18 protein-coding genes are annotated in these 17,636 nt (G+C 67.1%); 7 read left to right on the top strand and 11 right to left on the bottom strand.

The genetic code is table 11. The features are described 5' to 3' along the window. The first annotated feature begins 62 nt into the window (after nt 1-62). Complete coding sequence (locus tag IC607_RS08675; RefSeq protein WP_191786926.1) at nt 63-842, top strand: hypothetical protein; 780 nt, start codon at nt 63-65, stop codon at nt 840-842. A gap of 185 nt (nt 843-1,027) precedes the next feature. After that, entirely contained in the window at nt 1,028-1,861 is an 834-nt protein-coding gene (locus IC607_RS08670; RefSeq protein WP_191786925.1) for a hypothetical protein, read from the top strand. Here the strand turns inward: IC607_RS08670 and IC607_RS08665 are convergent. The 3 genes from IC607_RS08665 to IC607_RS08655 form a co-directional block, all read right to left on the bottom strand. After that, complete coding sequence (locus tag IC607_RS08665; protein ID WP_191786924.1) at nt 1,858-3,234, bottom strand: Shedu immune nuclease family protein; 1,377 nt, start codon at nt 3,232-3,234, stop codon at nt 1,858-1,860. The two genes, IC607_RS08670 and IC607_RS08665, sit on opposite strands and share 4 nt — an antisense overlap. A 192-nt stretch (nt 3,235-3,426) precedes the next feature. Beyond that, nucleotides 3,427-3,756 carry an Lsr2 family protein gene (locus IC607_RS08660; protein WP_191786923.1) on the bottom strand — a complete coding sequence of 110 codons (330 nt, stop codon included), beginning with the start codon at nt 3,754-3,756 and terminating at the stop codon, nt 3,427-3,429. A gap of 71 nt (nt 3,757-3,827) precedes the next feature. Next, the gene (locus IC607_RS08655) at nt 3,828-4,802 is read right to left on the bottom strand and encodes a DUF2971 domain-containing protein (RefSeq protein ID WP_191786922.1); all 975 of its coding nucleotides are present in this window, start codon (nt 4,800-4,802) and stop codon (nt 3,828-3,830) included. 961 nt (nt 4,803-5,763) lie between these two features. Here IC607_RS08655 and IC607_RS08650 point away from each other — a divergent pair. After that, nucleotides 5,764-6,720 carry a hypothetical protein gene (locus IC607_RS08650; protein WP_191786921.1) on the top strand — a complete coding sequence of 319 codons (957 nt, stop codon included), beginning with the start codon at nt 5,764-5,766 and terminating at the stop codon, nt 6,718-6,720. 305 nt (nt 6,721-7,025) lie between these two features. After that, entirely contained in the window at nt 7,026-7,646 is a 621-nt protein-coding gene (locus IC607_RS08645) for a zinc ribbon domain-containing protein (RefSeq protein WP_191786920.1), read from the top strand. Between the two features lie 40 nt (nt 7,647-7,686). On the opposite strand, the gene IC607_RS08640 is transcribed toward IC607_RS08645, so the two are convergent. The 5 genes from IC607_RS08640 to IC607_RS08620 all read right to left on the bottom strand — a co-directional run bounded on the left by IC607_RS08640 (nt 7,687) and on the right by IC607_RS08620 (nt 13,180). Then, nucleotides 7,687-7,989 (bottom strand): hypothetical protein, encoded by a 303-nt coding sequence (locus IC607_RS08640; RefSeq protein WP_191786919.1) that lies wholly within the window; start codon nt 7,987-7,989, stop codon nt 7,687-7,689. A 548-nt stretch (nt 7,990-8,537) separates the two neighbouring features. Then, nucleotides 8,538-8,888 carry a hypothetical protein gene (locus IC607_RS08635; protein ID WP_191786918.1) on the bottom strand — a complete coding sequence of 117 codons (351 nt, stop codon included), beginning with the start codon at nt 8,886-8,888 and terminating at the stop codon, nt 8,538-8,540. A gap of 50 nt (nt 8,889-8,938) precedes the next feature. Next, the gene (locus IC607_RS08630; protein ID WP_191786917.1) at nt 8,939-9,688 is read right to left on the bottom strand and encodes a hypothetical protein; all 750 of its coding nucleotides are present in this window, start codon (nt 9,686-9,688) and stop codon (nt 8,939-8,941) included. 289 nt (nt 9,689-9,977) lie between these two features. Then, the gene (locus IC607_RS08625; RefSeq protein WP_191786916.1) at nt 9,978-12,173 is read right to left on the bottom strand and encodes a hypothetical protein; all 2,196 of its coding nucleotides are present in this window, start codon (nt 12,171-12,173) and stop codon (nt 9,978-9,980) included. 626 nt (nt 12,174-12,799) lie between these two features. Further along, nucleotides 12,800-13,180: a hypothetical protein gene (locus tag IC607_RS08620; protein ID WP_191786915.1), complete on the bottom strand. Its 381-nt coding sequence runs from the start codon at nt 13,178-13,180 to the stop codon at nt 12,800-12,802. A gap of 30 nt (nt 13,181-13,210) precedes the next feature. On the opposite strand from IC607_RS08620, the gene IC607_RS08615 reads away from it, so the two are divergent. After that, the gene (locus IC607_RS08615; RefSeq protein ID WP_191786914.1) at nt 13,211-13,381 is read left to right on the top strand and encodes a hypothetical protein; all 171 of its coding nucleotides are present in this window, start codon (nt 13,211-13,213) and stop codon (nt 13,379-13,381) included. Between the two features lie 82 nt (nt 13,382-13,463). Here IC607_RS08615 and IC607_RS08610 read toward each other — a convergent pair whose 3' ends face one another. Continuing rightward, a complete protein-coding gene (locus IC607_RS08610; RefSeq protein WP_191786913.1) occupies nt 13,464-13,625 on the bottom strand; it encodes a hypothetical protein in 162 nt (53 codons plus the stop codon). 109 nt (nt 13,626-13,734) lie between these two features. On the opposite strand from IC607_RS08610, the gene IC607_RS08605 reads away from it, so the two are divergent. Then, on the top strand, nt 13,735-14,634 hold the full coding sequence (locus IC607_RS08605; RefSeq protein WP_191786912.1) for a PASTA domain-containing protein: 900 nt from the start codon (nt 13,735-13,737) through the stop codon (nt 14,632-14,634). Between the two features lie 74 nt (nt 14,635-14,708). Here the strand turns inward: IC607_RS08605 and IC607_RS08600 are convergent, their stop codons facing one another. Both IC607_RS08600 and IC607_RS08595 read right to left on the bottom strand, forming a co-directional pair. Then, a complete protein-coding gene (locus IC607_RS08600) occupies nt 14,709-15,302 on the bottom strand; it encodes a hypothetical protein (protein ID WP_191786911.1) in 594 nt (197 codons plus the stop codon). After that, nucleotides 15,299-15,931: a TasA family protein gene (locus IC607_RS08595; RefSeq protein ID WP_191786910.1), complete on the bottom strand. Its 633-nt coding sequence runs from the start codon at nt 15,929-15,931 to the stop codon at nt 15,299-15,301. The genes IC607_RS08600 and IC607_RS08595 overlap by 4 nt, the downstream gene beginning before the upstream one ends. Before the next feature lie 140 nt (nt 15,932-16,071). Between IC607_RS08595 and IC607_RS08590 the strand changes: the two genes are divergently transcribed. Beyond that, nucleotides 16,072-17,427, top strand: a complete 1,356-nt coding sequence (locus IC607_RS08590) for a prepilin-type N-terminal cleavage/methylation domain-containing protein (RefSeq protein ID WP_191786909.1) — start codon at nt 16,072-16,074, stop codon at nt 17,425-17,427. The last annotated feature ends 209 nt before the right edge of the window (nt 17,428-17,636 follow it).

Here is a 17,636-nt window from a genome sequence, read left to right as displayed (position 1 = left end):
GCAACCCCTAATCGACTTGCGTGCGCGGCGCAGGGTAGCCCGCTCGTCTCTAGGCTGGAGGGATGGGCAAGGACTTGTCTCCGCACGAGGCGGGCGTCCTGGCCGTCGTGAGCGTGCTCGTCGGATCACCGATCCGTCAGTTCGACGACAACACGACGCCGCGGATGGTTGACGGCGTCATCGAACATGAGGATGGTCGCCGCGCCGCAATCGAGGTGACGCGAGTCATCGATCCCAACGAGCTCAAGCTCGAGAGCATCACCGGCGATACGTTGCCTGTGCCAGGGACCGACCGCTGGATGTTGATCTACCCGCTCACCGTGACCATTCGCGATCTCCGGAAGTACGGACCTGCGCTCGTCGCTGAATGTGAAGCCGTCGGGGTCAACAGCTCCGCGCTTCTGCCGGCGTCAAGTGCGTCACTGACACCCGCAAGGTCGTGGGCGTACGGCAACCAGATCAGCGTCGCGCGGGTTGGCGCAAGCTTAACGGGTGCCGGCGAACTCAGCCTCCACCCCAACGGTTTCGGCGGACTCATCCGTCGCGACTTGCCGGAACTGGAATCTTGGCTGGTCAGTCAGACGACCGCGCCGTGGTTCGTCGACAACCGCGACAAACTCGTCGCCTCGGGCCTTGATGAACTTCACCTCGCGGTTACGGTGCACGCGTCCGCGATGCCCGGAGACCTGCTCATCAGCCTCATGGAAGCAGAGACGGTTTCCACTACGGGGACACTTCCTCTTGCTCCGCTCACAGACTTATGGCTCCTGGTGCCAGTAGGTGGTCGCATTCTGCACTTGCAGAACCAGAACGGCTGGTCCGTGCACCCCTGGCCGCTCTGAGCCGACCGACGGTTTCACTTTCGGGAACTGCCATGGTTACTGCGTCGGGCAGGGATTCGCCCGTCGCGGTACTGCGCCGCCCCGCCAGTCGTGAGCGCTCGGGCACAGCAGATCGCCGACGGTTTCGACGTGAGCCCCAACGGGTGGGTCTAGCCAGTCACGCGGCTGCTCGCCAGGATCGGATTGTGGCAGAACGACCTGAGAGCGAGGTCCCCTATCCGGGCGACGTGGACCTGGAAGACGAAGCGCGCCTGCAGCGTCTCGTGCTGGCCACGTTCCCGATCGTCGACCAATGGCAGAAGGTGTCGACGTTCGTACCGGGGTCGGGCTCCCAGCTCAAGGGTGATGACACCGACTGGCCGCCATTCGCTGCATCGCAAGTCGCCTGGTTCAGTATCGCTTCCGCCGTCGAGCACCTCTATGCGGTTCGCGTCCACCTCGAACCGCTGGGGGAAGTCCAGGGCACGCTCCTGGCCCTCGCGCATCAGACGCTCGTCCGTACGGCCCTGGTGTCTGGAAGCATCGCGGTGTGGATGCTTGCGCCGCCCGAGCGAGCACTACGGGTCAAACGCGCACGCGAGTACACGGCCTTCTCCTACGACCAGCATCGGCTCTTCCTGGCCGGCCTGCTCGAACACGCCCCAGAGCACACAGGCACCCAGAAGGTCCTCGAACGCGTTGAACAGCGCCGCCGGGAACTTGCGGTGGTGCGGCTCGGTAGTGGCGAGAAGTCAACCTTCAACACAACACGGACGATCGAAGTCGCTGCGAGCATCGCGTTCCCGCCGGACGCTGCCCGAGAGGTGGTGCTCGGCTGGAGAGTTGGATCGGGGGCGGCGCATGCGCTCCCACACTCGCTGCTGGGCAGGCCGGGCGTCGTTCCCGCGTCTGCACCTGACGGGGACGGCACTCGTCTGTTCACCGCCCAGGGGTCGTTCGCTATCATCGCAAACCAGTACATGGCGGCTTACTACATGACGAACCAGGCGTGGCATTTGCTTCGCGAGCGGGGCCTCTAGCTGCTCGCGCTGCCACCATCTCTGGTGCTTAGGTACTCGCGCAGGCCAACGAGCCGTTCCAGTACTTCGTCAAAGGTAAGGACGTCAACATCTCGCAGGCCGGTGCGAAAGCGTCGGAACGACTCGCCTTGCTCACCCTCGAGCTCAGAGATCCGACCGACGATGACTGCCCCGCGCACGTCGAGCGTGTCCACCGTTTCTGCACCGGGGGTCTTTTCGATGATCGCGGCCATTTCCAGTCGCGCCGACTCGACCTGGGCAGTGACCTGCGCGACGGCACCGGCTAGGTCCTTGCCCGGCAGGTGTACCTCCGACCCCTCTGTGCCGCGGTACACCTTGCCCGTCAGCCCAGCCCCTGGCGTTTTGATCTCAACGACGTACACGGAGCGCGTGACCGTGTTGATCAGGACAAAGTCAGCGATGCGTCCGCCACGGCGGAACAGGTTGGGGTATCGGACCTGCAGTTCGGTCCCGTACAGAATGACTGGTGCCGCGAACATCTGCTGGAGAGCAAATGGGTTGTTCTTGAAGAACTCCTGCCACGCAGGCTCTCGCTTCTCTCGCGCGAGGTTCACCTGGTAGCGCTTGATGAGTTCCTCGAGCGACACCAGTTCGATGTCATCGCGGAGCTTGCCGAACGCGACGGGATTCTCGGAAGCGATTCGCGGCGACGCGGACCGGACGCTCTCGACCAGCACATGTTGATCGTCGGCGTCCAAAGCCACGTCGCCGGCGACAGCTCGGGTGAGCAACTGGATCATCGGGTGGCGTCCAGGATGCGGCGTAAGTGGAGCGAGCCCGAGAGGGCCAGCTACCGCGTTGTGCGCCTCCGCCGCGTTGACCCGATCGACCGCGGTGTCGCCACGACCGTGTGTCCGCTCGACGGCGACGGTGTAGGCGTCGTACCTCTCCAGGCTGATGTGGAACGTCTCCTCGTCGTCGGTACCTTCACGTCCCTGCGGACCGAACCGGACGACCGTGCAATCGGTGTGGTCCTCGATGACCCTGATGATCCTGCGGTAGCGGCGCGGCAGACCAAGGCCCATCCAGAAGGTGCTGCCGAAGCGCCTTGGGAGCCCTGCCAGCACCCACTCGCCGTACTCGCCTTCGCCGACGGGCTCGTCAAGGTCGAGCGAAGGAAGTAGGGAAAGCTCGATCTGGAACTCACGGATCCGGGTGTACTGGTCCTCCATCTCATCCCCGGCCGGGGTCTTCGGGAAGATCCGGACGATGCCCTGCGAGGGTTCGATGCGCGCGAGCTCGACCGTTGCGCCGCTTGTATGAGGTGTCCACGTCAGAGCTGCGTCAGTGCCGTCTCGCAGTACGTCGACGCGACCTCTATCGGTTGTCTCAGAGAAGACCCGCTCCGGCATCGGCTACTCCTTTCGTCGTCAACGCACGCCAGCCACTTCGCACAGTGTGTCGTGGTCGCTGCGATGAGAGGGTGAATATGGTCGTTTATTGCCAGGGCGTGCGTCTGCGTCGCGTTTCGGAGTCACCAACGACAGGACGCCGCCTCCCGAAGGTGGAAGGCGGCGTCCTGTCGTTGGTGCGGCTGGGTGCGGTCAGCGGGCTTCGTACTTCGCGCGAATCTCGGAGCTGACCCTGCCGCGCTCGGAGATCTCGAGGCCGGCGCCCTTGGCCCATTCGCGAATCGCAGCCGCGTCGCTGTCGGCACGTCCATCGCGAGCACGAGCAGGGCGAGCCGTAGCGGACGAACGACCCACACGACGACCAGCGGTCGTCCACTTCGCGAAAGCGTCGCGAAGCTCGGCTGCCTGAGAACTGCTGAGGTCGATCTCGTACGTCACGCCGTCGAGGCCGAAGGTGACGGTCTCGTCTGCCTCACCGCCATCGACATCTGAAACAAGTGTGGTGATTACGCGCTGCGCCATGTGAGTTATCCAGTCGACGAGGGATGTCTATACGTCAGCACGGTACCTCACCAGCCACTCACCACGGCGTCCTAGCGGAGACGCACCTTCGACGCGGCTACCTTTACGTTCTCGTATCCGGCCCGCCGCAGGAGAGACTCAACTGTCAGCCGTCCTGCCTTGCGGTCGATTGCTGGACCGAGACGGACCGACTTGATCGGCAGCCGCCCATGTTCGGTGCCCTTGAACATGGCCGGGGCCCCATCGGACACCGCGAGCCGGAGGTAACGCACGACCCCCGCTGGGCTCGGCCGGTACAACGCGTGCCGGTCACCGAGTGTGAAAGTGACGAACACTCGTGCTTCGTTCTCGCCGGAGAACCCGCGCACCTTGTACGAACTGGCAATCGTACTAAGTCCCATCTCGACGTCGGAGTAGGCGAACGCTTCCGCCCCCTGGCGGAGGCTAGGGTCTTCAGGCGACCACGGCGCCTCCTGCGCGTGCGCGAGCCTCGGCGCTGCCCACTCGCGGAGCTCGTCGAGTGCAGTTCGCGCGTGCCGCTTCCGGTACAGGACTTTGGTCCAAGGCGACACGGTGGAGGCGTCCTCGAGGGTGTGAAAACTCACCACCCTCCCGTCCGGAACGGTTTGCGGTCGACGCTCCTGGTCTGAAACGACCGCCAGTGGGACGGTGGAGTCGAGTTCGATTGCGTATCCGCGGCCGTTATCACCGTACAGGCGCCACTGGTTCGCGTCGTCGCCTTCCTCTGATGCACATAGGACAAAGGTGCCCGACGGAGACGTCGCATCTCGGAAGTACGAACTTGGCTCGAGCGAAGTCCTGAGGTCGTCGGTCTCCACCACATCAGGGAGGCTCTCAAGCCACCGATGCACGATGCGCCAACCCTTCGCGATTTCTGACCTGTCGTTCAGCGCCGCGGCTTCGGTAGCGCGCAGCTCACTGTCCATCAGGATTCCGAGCAGGCCAGCGGCCGACGTGTAGTGAAAGACACGCGCTTTCGGCTGTCGGGTCGGCAGCCACGGTTGGGATACGAGGAACTCCGTCACGGTAGGACCATAGAGCGGGACCGGGCTCTGCGCGTCGCCTGCGGCTCGTCATGCTCCGGAACGCGTTGGCACTTCCCGAACCTGAGTGAACCGCGGGACACCTCGGCACCCCGGCACCGCACGCGTCCGACTCCCCGGCGCAGCGACCGCGCCACCCCACCGCGCCATCACGCACGGCCCCCGACTGGCTCACCCCCACCACCGGCTCGACTCACCCACCGCGCCCGTCAAGCTTCGACCTGCCGCGCCATGAACCGGAGAGCAGCCTGCGCGGCGAGCGCACCACGGCCAGGTCACCAAGGGCGCGGTTCTCCTTGTCGCCCAACCCTCCCCACGCAGAGCATCACGGCGTAGCAGCGGGACCACACGGGCAGTTCTCAACCATGCACGAGCCGGGAGGCGGAGCGGGCCAGCAGCCAAGCGAGCTTGCGAGCGATGGCGTGGGCTGGCCCAGCGCAGCCGAACCGGCGAACCGCCACCTGCGCACCAGCGCACGCACCACCCCCACTCAACTCTTCTGCGCCATCTTGCGTTGGACAGCGCACCGGTCGAACCGCCCGACCCTGCCCGTTCACCCTGTGGCTCGTCGGATCGGGAAGGTTCAGATGAGGCTGTGGTGCAGGTGGTGAGGAAGCCGTCGGATCCGGACCGGAAGACCAGCCGGGCTGGTGACACACCCTCGCCCCAACCTGCTCACCCCGAGAGCCAGATGCGACCACAAGCGCACGCAGCCACCCACCCCGCCTCGACCAACAGAACAACCCCACTACCACCTAACACGAGCTTCTGAAACGCTCCCGGACGAATCTCGCATTCACGCAGGTCAGTGCCCCGACTTCGTGGTCCCAATGCCGTGCCCACTGGGTGGGCACACTGCCAGGCCCGGTTGTTCGCATTCTTGCCGGCGCCTACACCTACCGTTTGCGGTGAGCGTTCATCAATGACACATAGGAGAAGACCAATGTCGGCACCCCAGCACCGCACCGAACTAACCCGGCTCGATTTCGAGCTCCTGCGCGCATTGGTGCGCTTCGGCTATATGCGACCGGACGCGGCAGTCGGCTACCTCGGCGCGTCTACGTATGGGGTGCGGAAGTCGTGGCGCAGGCTTCATGCGGTTGGTGCGGTGCGCGCCGACCCTGTTCCTCTCGATCTCGTTGCAGCGGACGGCGCGATGCGCGCCACGACGGCCACTGCGTGGACGGCGACTTCCCGTGGTGCGGGGCTGCTCGGCCCCCATCACGTCCCTGGCACAGAGCTTCGGGTGACCCTCGGGCCGCCGAGGCCGTCTCCGGCGATGGCTCGTCACACCGTTGGCGTCGCTCACCTTGCAGCGTGGTACCGCCGGTCCGGGTTCGAGGTCACCAGCGAGCGAGACATCCTTTCCCTCGAGCGGCCCACCAAGATCGGGGAACGACGCGTGCAGGTCGTCACTTCATGGACGGTCTCAATCCCCGGCAAGCTCGGTGTGCACCCGCCGGACCTCGGCGCCGTCGATGCGATCGGCGGACAGTGGGCCGTAGAACTGGAACGTAAGACGGGCACCGTCAACGACTACGCCGACATCGTTGGTGCCTACCAGGCTGCGGGTCTAGGGCAGATCTGGCACGTCCTGTCGCAGAAGTCCGCGAAGCGCCTGGTCGCCGCCGCGTCCCGGCGAGGCATCCAGTGGGGCCCACCGCCAGCACGCGGGGTCTTCGCATCCACTGACGGGCTCGTCCGCCTCCAGGGCTGGCTGCCCGGGCGGCTGCTGGCTGGCCCAGAGACCTGGAAGGTGGAGAGGAACTTCCCCACGACGGCTCCTGCTGGTCTACCGCTCCCATCCCAGCCCGCGCGGCTCGACACCTGGCGTCAAGGCACCGTCGTCGACCCCGAGGCTGGCCTGTGGGAGCCCGTCGAAATGTGGGACGCCGCTTAGCCTCCTGCTCACCCACCCAACGAGCGCCGCCCGGTCCCTCCCAGCATCACGGGCCCGGGCGGCGCTTCGTGCGTACCGGGACCGGTCGACGGCGTTCCGGACGGGGCGACCTGGGTGCGTGGCGGGCACCTGCGGGCCTCAAACGCCGGGTGTGGGCGCCGGCAAGTCGGGGGCCGTACTAGGGCGGGAGAAGGGCGCGGAACGTCGTCTCGGGTCAGCTCGTGCGACGTGGGCCACCGGGTGAATCGGCCGCGAGCGCGCCTGCGTCCCACATTCGGTGCGACCGGAGCCCCTAGCCTGGCGCCGTGACCGAACAGCCACCAGTCCCTACGCGCGTCTGCCCGCACTGCGCCGCACTTTCGCAGACGCCGGGCGCGTTCTGCCCCCACTGCGGCAAGCCGTACGTCAAGAAGGGCACGAACAAGCAGACCCTCCTGCGTATCGGCGTCGTCGTCGTCGCAGTTCTACTGGTGGCCGGTATCGGAACGGCCGTAGCCGTGACCCAGAACCAGCAAGCCGAAGACAACCGTGCCGCAACTGCGTCCGCATCCGCTGCAGCCTCGGCATCGGCCGCTGCTGAGAAGGCCGCCGCCGCGCAAGCCGCCGCAGACCAGGCAGCCGCCGACCAGCACGCAGCGGACGACGCCGAGCGTGCGGTCAGGGCCGAGACCGTGACCGACCTTGAGGCGACCGTGAAGAAGGACGCCAAGAAGCAGGTCAAGGACGGTGTGCTCACAGGGCCCATCAAGAGCGTTAACTGCACCGCGACCGGGGGTGGCTCGACGAACGACCTCGACGCACAATCGACGACCTACGAGTGCCTCGCGCGGTACAAGGACAACGACGACGGCACGTATCTGGGCTGGCCATACGACGCGACGATCGACTGGAGCGACGGCAGCTACACGTGGATCCTGTCGAGCTAGAACAACCCTTGCTGGCGACGTTTGGGCACGACTCTTCGCCTCAGGCCCGCTTGCCCAGGCCGGGTGCGCCTCCGTGGACGACCTGGATGTTGTGGCGCAGTCCCGGGCGGTGGTCCGGCTCGTGGCCGTTGTCGCCCTTGAGCACTGCCCACCCGCGGTCGAGGGCTTCCCGGTGCTTCGCGTGCAGGAGGTCGAGCACCTGCATGAGCGTCTGAATCCGGTGCAGGAGCGTCAGCACAGCCGGGTCGGTGCTGGTGAGGGCGGCGTGCTGCGTCCATCGTCGGTGGTCGTCGAGCTGCACCCCGATGGCGTAGGCGGCGCGTGCAGCAACAAGCAGGTGCATGTCGTTCTCAGCCGTCGTGAGGCGGTGTGCTGTCGCTGCGAGGACTCTCGCGAGGCGTTCGGATTCCTCACGGCGCTGACGGATCTGGCGGCTCGTGACCTGGCTGTGGCTGTGCATCGTGGCTCCGATCAGTAGGGAGAGCGCAGTTGCTCTCTACCTACTAGGCGCAGGCGGGCCGTTCCGACGGCGAAACGACCACCCGGCGGGCCGTACAGTCCCGATGGGCTCACTTTCGCCCGTCTCTCACGGTGAGACCTCGGGTCCCACATGAGTCGCTCACCAGGGCGGCACGTCGTCCTCCAGGTGCTCAACACCGGGGAACCGCTCCGTGGCCTCCACTTGCCGTCCATCCCGGGCTTCCCACCCGAGCGCACGCCCTTGCTCCCACCCGAGCCCGGTCGCCGTCACGAGCCGGTCGTCGAGGCCCAGCACGCCACGTCCAGGACCACGTGCGAGGACGAGTTCTGAGGACCTGAGATGGGCGCAGGCCGCCAGCCGGACCGTGGGCACGTTCTGGGCCGTCAGGAGGGCGGGACGTGCGCCAGCGGTCAGCTTGTGAGCTTCGTCGGACGGGTCGGACGCGTAGGTCCGTGGTCGATCGGCTGACGGCGGCGGGCGCGCCAGGCCACCAGGTCAATCACCGTCGCAACAGGCTCGGGCTGGGCGTCCTCGTCTTCGTCGTCCGGCCACCTCTGTGGGACGTGCAGCACCCTGGCGGGCGGCATCGTGCCGAGCACGGCATGCTGCTCCACCACCCACGCGAGGGACCGAGCATCCCACCCACGCGCCAAAGCCCCGTCCAGGAGCAGTACGGTCTCGACGAGCGCATCGACACGGCCAGCCTGCGACCAGCCCAGGTAGGCGTCGGCTGTCACGGTGAGGTGCTGGACGGCTCCCATGCGCCCCTGCTGCTCGTGGACAGAGGCGCCTGGCGGGAGGGTGGGCGAGCTCACGCCGCCACCGCTCCGGACACGTCGCCCAGAGCGTCCGCCAAGTCGGCGTCGAGGGTGAGCGTGCCGCGGGCGTACGCCTCGGCTTCGGCCAGGCGACGAGCCCGTAGCCGCTCCGCCATGCGGCGCATATTCTCGGCATGGGTGACCTCGACGACGTGGCCTGGCCCGACGCGGACGCACGCGCGCTGGTTGCACTCGTGGTCGAGTTCGTACCCCTCACGAACGGGGCGCTTCCTCGCCAGCTCGAAACCGACGATGTGCGCTGGTCGGTAGCGACCGCCATCGACGGCGTTGCCGTACCCGTTCCCGGAACGGGCACCGAGCCAGCCGTAGCACTTGTCGTCCTCGACCTCGCGCACGTAGGTCGCGAACCGGGCCTCGCGGGTCAGGGAGCGGGACCGGACGGGTGGTCGGCCGCGAAGTCCGGCGCGTGTGCCGTCGAGCTCGGCGAGCGATGCGTGCTGGCGGCACAACCCGCCTCGGCTCACTGTGCCGATGAGAGTGCAGTCGGGGATCTCGCACCGCATCGTTGCTCGGCCCGCTGAACGGGCGTCTGCGATCTCCCACACGTCACCGCGGCGGTACATGTTGCGTCGGCAGTGTTTGGCGACGGGCGCGAGTTCCATCCCAGCGGAGCGGACAACGGCGAAGGAACGCGACGACATTCCGAGCAGTGTTGCGGCTTCCTCAGTGGTGAGGAGGTCGTCGGGGTTACCGGTGCGGTCGAGGGGTGCGTTGAGTGCCATGATGTTTGGTGCCTTTCGGTACTTGAAGCGTTTGCCGATTCGGATAAATCGGACATGCTTCAGTTATACCTCCAGCTCCAGACGCATTTTGTTGACCTGTCAATGCGCGAGAACGGTACGTTTAGAACTCCCTCTATCGCCTAACGTGTATACGTAAATCCGCGTTCTGCGCGCCACCGTGCTAACCCAACTCCGCACCCACCCGGCGCACTGGACAAACAGAAACTCCCCGCCTCTCAGGAAGAAGCGGGGAGTCCGGGGAGAGCGGACGAGGGCAGGCAGTGGGTGCCTACGCGGCCGTGTGCGGCTCCACGACAGCAAGGGGGTCCCAAGTGAAGTCTCCGACGTCTTGGAACGCGTCGGGGTCGCTGAACGGGCGCGGGGGCGAGGCCGGGAGGATGCTCGGCGACGCGACCGCAGCGGTGTCGCCGCTCGCCGCCGGCACCCACGCCTCGACCTCCGCGTAGACCGCCCGCTTCGACTCGACGTCTCCGCCGACCCAACGGGCCGTCCAACCGTCAACGAGCCCGGCCGCGCCGTTCCGTAGGTCGCGCTGCGTCAAGCCCGTCTGGAGCCCGAGAATGTCGTCCTCAAACAGCACCACGAGTTCGCTATCGCCGGGACGCGCACCACGGCGAGCGGGATTCACGGGACGGCCGGCTCTACGTGCGGTCCGCAGACGTTCCCGGTAGCGGACCGCCCCGATGCCCACACCGTCGCCCGCAGTCGCCAGCGCGTCGACCTCGTCAGCGGTAGCGCGCTCGTGGGCGACAGCCTCCCGGTGCGCGGCGGCACGGCCTACGGCACCGACTCGGGCGGCGACGACGTCGACGTCTTCTCCGACGCGCCACTCCGAGCGCTGACCAGCGCGCACGATAAGGCCCAGTCCGGCCGCCGAGGCCGTCCAGTCACGGAACGCCCGCTCACGAACGTTGACCATGCGCAGGAGGTCGTCAAGCGGAAGACCGACGGTCACGGCCGCGAGCACGAGGGCGTCCGCAGCAGACGCCGCACACCGTTCCGGCGCCTGCTCGTCGGTGCGCGCGCCTTGATGGGCTGGCGCCCACAGGTCGCCCTCCACGAGCTTCGCGACTTCATTTGCCCATGCCCGGAGCACCTCTACCGAACCCGAACTTTCGTGTGGGATTCCTGCCGACTCGCGGAATGGCTCTGCCAACGCCCACGACGCGGCTTCCCGGCCACGACCACCGGACCCCGGCCGTTCCAGCACCACCCACCGTGCCAAGTCCGCCCGCGCGTCGCCCAGGAGCGAGCGGTCTACCCCGACCGCCAGGTCCCGCACCGACCCGAGCCACGACCCGCTCGCGTCATCCACACCGAGCACACGGTGCCGGAGCAGCACCGCCCATCGGGTCGCTGACAGACCCGTGGCGGCTGCGTCCGCCAGCACGCCGTCCCAAACTGCCACGGCCGCCGCACGGGCCTCAGGAGACACCACACGCTCCCCAGCGCCTGGATGCGTGGCCAGCCACCGCTCAGCGGCCCGCAGGCGTTGCGCCGCCGTCGCGACGGTCCGCCGGTCCGCCCTCCACCTGCCACCTGCAGGCACCGCGCACAGGATGCGATGCAGGTCCACCGGCGCAAGGCCAGCGAGGAAAGCGCCACGGCACACGTCCAACTCAGGGCCAGACCGTGCACCCTTCGGCCGGTCGAGACGAGCGGCAGCCTGCGCCCACGCAGGCAGATACCCCAGCAGGGTGGCCACATCGACGTCGTCGTGACTACTGGGGTACTGGGATGGGCCAGGAGACGGACCGACGCGGTAAGTGCCGAACTGCTCTCTGGGGCGTGTCTTGTATGGAGGGATTCCTGCCGACTCAGAGTTCCGAGCCTCAGATCCGAAGCTCACCGAGGCGGCTGGCTGATACTTGCGTCGCCATGCGGCTGACCGGTCAAGCATCCTCGCGTCAGTGTCCTTGAGCCTGATTCGCCGTGGCCCGGCGGGAAGCAGTTCGTACAGGTGCCCAACGGTCAACCGCGCCCCAGGCTTGATGTTGATGGTCCCCGGGGCGCGCGAGTACTGGTTCCCCCACCGCCCTGTCCTCGGGTGCGTTCGGTGCAGCTCTTCAATGAATCGGCGGCGCCAGGCGGGGTCAGGGTCAGACACGACGACCGCAAGGCGGTCGTCGCCATCATCGGTCACCCCCCCGGTCTTCCATGCGACGTGTGCGGGCCGACCTGTCTCAAGCTCGCGCTCGACGATGAGTCCGACGACTGTGCGGTACTCGGCGCGCGTGTCGATGTCAGCGAGGATGAGCCGGTCCTTGAACCGATACAGCGCGCCTGCGGTCGGGTCGTCCTTGAACTGAACGTATAGGCCGTCGATGGGCTGCGGTTCGCCATTTCCGTCCAAGCGCAGTGGGCGCCCGTACGTCGACGCACCGCGAGCAAGCACTTTGGGTGCGAATCGGGTCGCGTCCGTCAGCGACGAATCGTGAGAGCCGGCTACACTGGTAGCACGCATTCGGGGCCTCCTTTTCAGGCTCCTTGGAACCGCCGCCTCCTGGACCGGGGCGGCGGTTCACTTTTCGGTTAGTGGGCCTCCGTCAGCATTTGGTGCACTCGCTGCGCGCTGACCCCGGCGGCCTCTGCGATGACCTTGAGGGAGAGACCTGCCGACCGAGCGGCCGCAATGGCGCGCGCTCGTTCGATTTCGGCTGTTCGTCGCAGTGCGCATGCGCGGTCGACCGCGTCGAGCGCTGTGCGTTCTGCCTGGCTCATGTCTGCTCCTTGATCGGTGTCGCAACTACGTCAAGGATACTTGAACGTCTATACAGCTAGAACTGCAGGTCAGAATGCGCGCACGCTAGCGTGCTGACATTGTCGGCATAGATTTCTAGCACGCACGCGTGCTATTCCTGCGGTCACCTCCATGCGCCGCACGCGTGCTGCTCGTGCGCCGCTGGCACCGCCTGGAGGCCAGCAGTCGCGCGACTCATGGCATGACCGCACTCAGCACCGACGCGCGAGCATGCGCCAGCCCGTTACCGCCTGGCCCCCGCTTCTTGGGAAGTGCTGGCCGGGCCCCGGGCCCCGGGCCGCGTGGCGTCGTCTGGTGCTGAAGTCACGGTCCTGTCGCGTCTTGGGCGCTCAGCGATGCGCGTGCACCCGCGCGGTGAGTAACTCGAGCTGTCCTGCATCGAGCCGTTCGTGTAGGTCCATGACGGCGTCCTCGTCGGCTTCGGCGATTGTCCCGGCAAGGTTGGTCTGCTGCTCCCAGTTGAGCCGGCCGTTCGGTGCGGCGAGCAGCGCGGCCGCGAGCCGCAGGACCGCCGCCCAGTTCTGGCGGACGAGCTGGATGGCGACGGCTTCGTCGAGCGTGTCGACCCAGTCGGCAGGCCGGGCGCGCAACGTCGCGATGTCCAGGTCGACGGCGCCGGAGCCGTAGGCGTCCACCCTGACGCCCTCGTCGCCACTCACGCGTACAGCAAGTTCGGCCTCTGCGACACCGCCCGCGAGCAGCACTGGCACACCCCAACGCGGCGGTGCCGGTGTTGCACCATGAGAGACACCCGTCCCATCTGGCCGGAGCACCAGGTCGCCGCCATCGACGTCCTGATGCATCCGCGCGACGGCGTGCCCGGCCTCGTGGACCGCACCAGTAAGCAGCGCCGGAAGCAGGTCGTCCTCATCGCGGCCCACCAGCAGGTCGGGTCGCCCAAGCGCGACTAGGTCAGGGTGGAGTCGCGTCGTCACGCCCGCACCGTGCCACGCCAGACAGGTCGAGGCGAAATGCCCGGCGAGGCGTGGGCCCTCAGCGCGGCACGTAGTCGTCAGCAAGCCAGCGGAGGAAGATCCGGCTCCGCCCGACGTATGTGTTCACGGTGTCGGGCGCCTTTCCCGCCGCCTTCAGAGCCCGCTCGAACCGCTCTAGCTCGTCCCGCAGTTCCTGCAGCGTCCACGTCTGCTCGGTCACAGGGTGACGGTAGACCGCGACACTCGACCTGTACACGGCGCGACCGTCCGAAGCCCTCCCGTCTTCTACTGAGGTTCAGGACGCAGCGGTCGGGACCGATGATGTTCAGATGAGGTCAACCCGTGGAGTCGCAGCCGTTGCCGTGTTTGCCACGGCACTCGTCGTCGCTCTTAGCGGTTGCGGTGGTCCCAAGGCCCGTGAAGTGCCAGACGTGACGGGGCAACGGCTCGACGTCGCCGAGGACCTTCTCAATGACGCAGGCTTTGACCACGTCTCCGCGAAGCGGGTCGCGGGCGGTGCGGTTGTCCACTGGACGACCTGGGCCGTCGTCGGCCAAGTCCAAAAGGCCGGAACGCAGTTCGACCCGAAGGCGGAGGTCGAACTGAAGGTCAGTCCCATCGACAACGCGCGCACCCTCGACCTGCTCACACAGGATGCTGCTGTGCGCGCCCAAGTCGAAAAGGCCGTCAGCTCACACCCATCGGCGGAGGCGGCGCGTCCTAGCCCATCGGCGGACCCATGCGCTGCGCCGACATTCGCCGTGACGTGGGCGAGGGTGTCCGGCTGGAAGACCCACGACCCCGATGTCGTCGACGCGGATGCTGTCGTAGACGTCACCGTGACGAACCGATCGTCTGAGAAGATCAACGTTTCGGACTTCACTGTGCGGGTCGATGGCTGGAACTTCGTTCACGATGGCTACTACTCGATGCCAGATGGCGTCCAGCCGTGGGAGATCCCCGGTCAGTTCGGCCTTACCCTTCACGGCAAGGACCTCGAACCAGGGGAAACGGCGGTCGCCCGAGCAGGCCAGTACGGCGACGACCGAGCGAGCCGCGACCCGCAGAACGCGTCCTTCGTCGTTACCGACGGTGTCTACCAGTTCGTCGACGACGACGTGAACACCAGGTGCCTCGGTGCAGCGGGCACGTACTCGAGCGCAGGTCAAGCGGCGAAGGTCGACCTCGCTCGGCCTACCGAAGTCGAGTTCTACGGCAAATCGAAGTAGGGACGCACGTCTGGGCATGACGCGACCCTCGCTCCCTTGTGCAGGTGTGCGGGGGTCGTCGTCGGGTTTGTCGCTCAGGCTGACCGTAGGTCCCGTCGCCGCCGCACTCCCGGCACCACCACCTCACCCGCGCCCTCCGGACGAACCGGCCCTGTGTGTCCCGGGGCGGGCTGGTCGTCCACGCGCGACGGCACGGGTGCGACCGCCAGCTGGCGGGAGCGGCGCTTCGTGCTGGTGGGCCATAGGAGGACGGCGAGCAGCGCCATTGCGGACCGCGCGGGCCACGTCGTGCCGTAGCGCCACGCGTCCGCCCGTAGGCCGCCAGCGTGAGCGACCACGACGCCATGCACATCGGCCGGTGCGGTCGTGCCGGGGTCGGGGTGCGGGTTTCCGTCGCCCTTGGTGTGGATGCGACCTGACGCGTCGTCGATCGCCGTGACCCTATGAACAAAGCTCTCGTTGCCCTGCCGGATTCGCACGACGTCTCCGACGTGCACCTCGCGCACCGCCGTCCACACGATGTCCCCGACCGCGTACGTCGGGGTCATGCTCCTGCCACCAACGGTCGCGGTGGATATGCCCGCCCAGGGCAGGGAGACGGGCACCACGACCGCGAGGCCGAGCGTCACCGCCGCCCCACCCCGGGCTACGTTGAGCGCGATGCTCACGGGGTGTCCGTCCAGGCCGCCGCGACACCGGCCGGCTCGTCCAAGAGCTGCTCGGAGTCGACGCTGAGGTCGAACGTCGCGGAGTCGCTGACGTCGGCCCACGCTTCGGAGTCGACGGTCTCCGGCACACGCACCGTCACGGTCACGGACGCGTGCTCGTGTGCGGGGAGCGTGAGCTCGAGGCCACCTGTCTGCCAGCCGGCTAGGTCCGTGTTGTCGCTGTAGGTCGTGCCGGCCTGGTCGTCGACGCGCCAGTCGGATGTCGTGAGCCCCAGGAGGTCGGCACCAACGATGTCGGCAGCCGTGATCACCGTCTTTGCGGGCAACGTTCCGGCGTTTTCGACGAGGAACTGCATCTCGACCTCACTACCCGGTGCGGCGTTGGCGAGCTCGATGGGCGAAGCGCCGACGAGCTGGATGTCGAGCTGCCCCTTCTCCACGTAGTTGTTTCTGATGCTGTCGTGGTCCGTCAATACGGCGCCGATCAGTGTGCCGCCAACACCGACCGCAGCCGCCGCAATACCGGCGACCACGGCCTTCTGGCGCCGATTCGTCTTCGGCTCGTGTGCGCGCAGTTCTGAACGAGTCTGAGGGGCGGGGTTTGTGGTTTCGTTTTCGAGAAGGGTCACGATGTGTGCCATTTCTAGGTGGCCGCCGATAGCGCATTGTCGGATATCGCGCGGCGATACCTAGAGCGTATTTGCTGGCATGGACGGTTTTGCGTCCGGTTGCTTCATTCTGCGTCTGGTCGGACACCTACCCTTGGCCCATGCCCTTTAATCGCGCCACGGGACGCGTCCCAACCCAACCAACCCAATCGGAAGCCCCGCAGTTCCTGTCGATTGCGGAATGTCAGGACGTCACCGGCCTATCACGAGCGACTTTCACGCGTGCCATCCGTGCGGGGGTCCTCCCCGTCCACGAGGTCGGCCTCGGCACCGTGCGTCCGCGCGTCCGCATCGCCCTCCCCGACCTGGTGGCGTTCGTGGCTCCGCGGCCGGCTTTGCGCGCTCAGACGGAGGCGCACCAGCTCCCTGAGCCCCGCACCCCACGCCGCACCGATAAGGGCTTCACCCTCATCGAGCTCCTCGTCGTCGTCATCATCATCGGCATCCTCTCCGGCATCGCTATCCCGGTGTTCCTCGGGCAGAAGGCCCGCGCGTCCGAGGCCGCCGTGCAGGCCGACCTCAAGCACCTCGCATCGGCAGCGGAAACCTGGTGGGACGGGCACGACAGCTACCCCACGGACACCGCCGGCTGGACCGCGGCGAACCCACCAAGCGCGGGTGTCACCATCCGCGCATTCACCAGCAACTCCGCGGGTGGGCAGGCGGGCTACATCATCTACGGCAAGCACGTACGCGCTGGCACTCGCGTGTGGGTGCTGAGCTCGTGGGGCGGCGGCGTGCCGACCAAAACGGCTCTCACCGCGCTACCCGATGTCCCACCGTCCGCCGGTCAGCTTGGTGTGCCGGCGGGTGCGTCCTGGCAGTCATGGGCGATGGTCGGCGGCACAGATTGGGGGCATGAAGCGACGACCAGAAACGTCCTGGCGTGGTTCGACCCCAGCCTGCAGACCGTCAGCAAGCTCGGCACCGACACGAACAGCCTCGGCGGCTTCGACGGGCATATGGACAGCCTCGGTACTGAGACCCCCTGGACCACCGTTGCTGTCACAGATGCGCCGGTCGCAGGAAGAGCAGCGCGGTTCGTCGTCGGTGCCTCCGACCACGACTGGGGAATGCAGCTCAGCCCGTGGTCTCAGGGCACGACACCGCCGCCGTTGGGCGTGCTCACAGCAGGCACGGCCTACACCGTCTCGGTCTGGATCAACGCGCCCGCCGGCACCCCTCTGAACGTCAGCGCGCGGGTGCAGACGCCCTCGTGGGTGTGGATCGCCACAGCCGTGAACACCAACATCACCACGACCGGCGGTTGGCAGCGTGTGACCGCGTCCGTTGTCGCCACACCCGCGTGGGCGACCGGAAACTCGACATTCGCCATCACCGTTCGCACTCTCCGGGGCGGTACCGCGGACCCCGGCACGGTCGTCCTGGTGACGGCGCCACAGATCGATATTGGGCCGGTCGCGACCCCTTTCCAGGCTCAGGTGCCGGGTGTGTGACCCCACCTGCGGCCAACGACAGAACGCCCGCACCAGACCATCGGTGCGGGCGTTCTTGTCTGTCTGGGTCGGCTATCGACTGCACAGCACGCGAGCGTCGCAGCCCCACAGCACACGCGCCCGAGCGGCGGCACGTGAGTCGGGTTCTAGGCCCGCAGCGGCGAGGTCGAGCACCGTCTGGCATTGGGCGTCGATGCGGTCCCAGCCGC

Source organism: Cellulomonas sp. JH27-2 (assembly GCF_014837175.1).
Classification (GTDB): Bacteria; Actinomycetota; Actinomycetes; order Actinomycetales; family Cellulomonadaceae; genus Cellulomonas.
Note: the sequence above shows the minus strand (reverse complement) of the source record. Positions and strands in the feature narration are given on the sequence as shown.

Coding starts and splice junctions, on each gene's coding strand:
- IC607_RS08675 (WP_191786926.1), top strand. CDS start 63: ATGGGCAAGGACTTGTCTCCGCACGAGGCGGGCGTCCTGGCCGTCGTG.
- IC607_RS08665 (WP_191786924.1), bottom strand. CDS start 3,234: ATGCCGGAGCGGGTCTTCTCTGAGACAACCGATAGAGGTCGCGTCGAC.
- IC607_RS08660 (WP_191786923.1), bottom strand. CDS start 3,756: ATGGCGCAGCGCGTAATCACCACACTTGTTTCAGATGTCGATGGCGGT.
- IC607_RS08650 (WP_191786921.1), top strand. CDS start 5,764: ATGTCGGCACCCCAGCACCGCACCGAACTAACCCGGCTCGATTTCGAG.
- IC607_RS08640 (WP_191786919.1), bottom strand. CDS start 7,989: ATGCACCTGCTTGTTGCTGCACGCGCCGCCTACGCCATCGGGGTGCAG.
- IC607_RS08635 (WP_191786918.1), bottom strand. CDS start 8,888: ATGGGAGCCGTCCAGCACCTCACCGTGACAGCCGACGCCTACCTGGGC.
- IC607_RS08630 (WP_191786917.1), bottom strand. CDS start 9,688: ATGGCACTCAACGCACCCCTCGACCGCACCGGTAACCCCGACGACCTC.
- IC607_RS08625 (WP_191786916.1), bottom strand. CDS start 12,173: ATGCGTGCTACCAGTGTAGCCGGCTCTCACGATTCGTCGCTGACGGAC.
- IC607_RS08615 (WP_191786914.1), top strand. CDS start 13,211: ATGAGAGACACCCGTCCCATCTGGCCGGAGCACCAGGTCGCCGCCATC.
- IC607_RS08605 (WP_191786912.1), top strand. CDS start 13,735: ATGAGGTCAACCCGTGGAGTCGCAGCCGTTGCCGTGTTTGCCACGGCA.
- IC607_RS08590 (WP_191786909.1), top strand. CDS start 16,072: ATGCCCTTTAATCGCGCCACGGGACGCGTCCCAACCCAACCAACCCAA.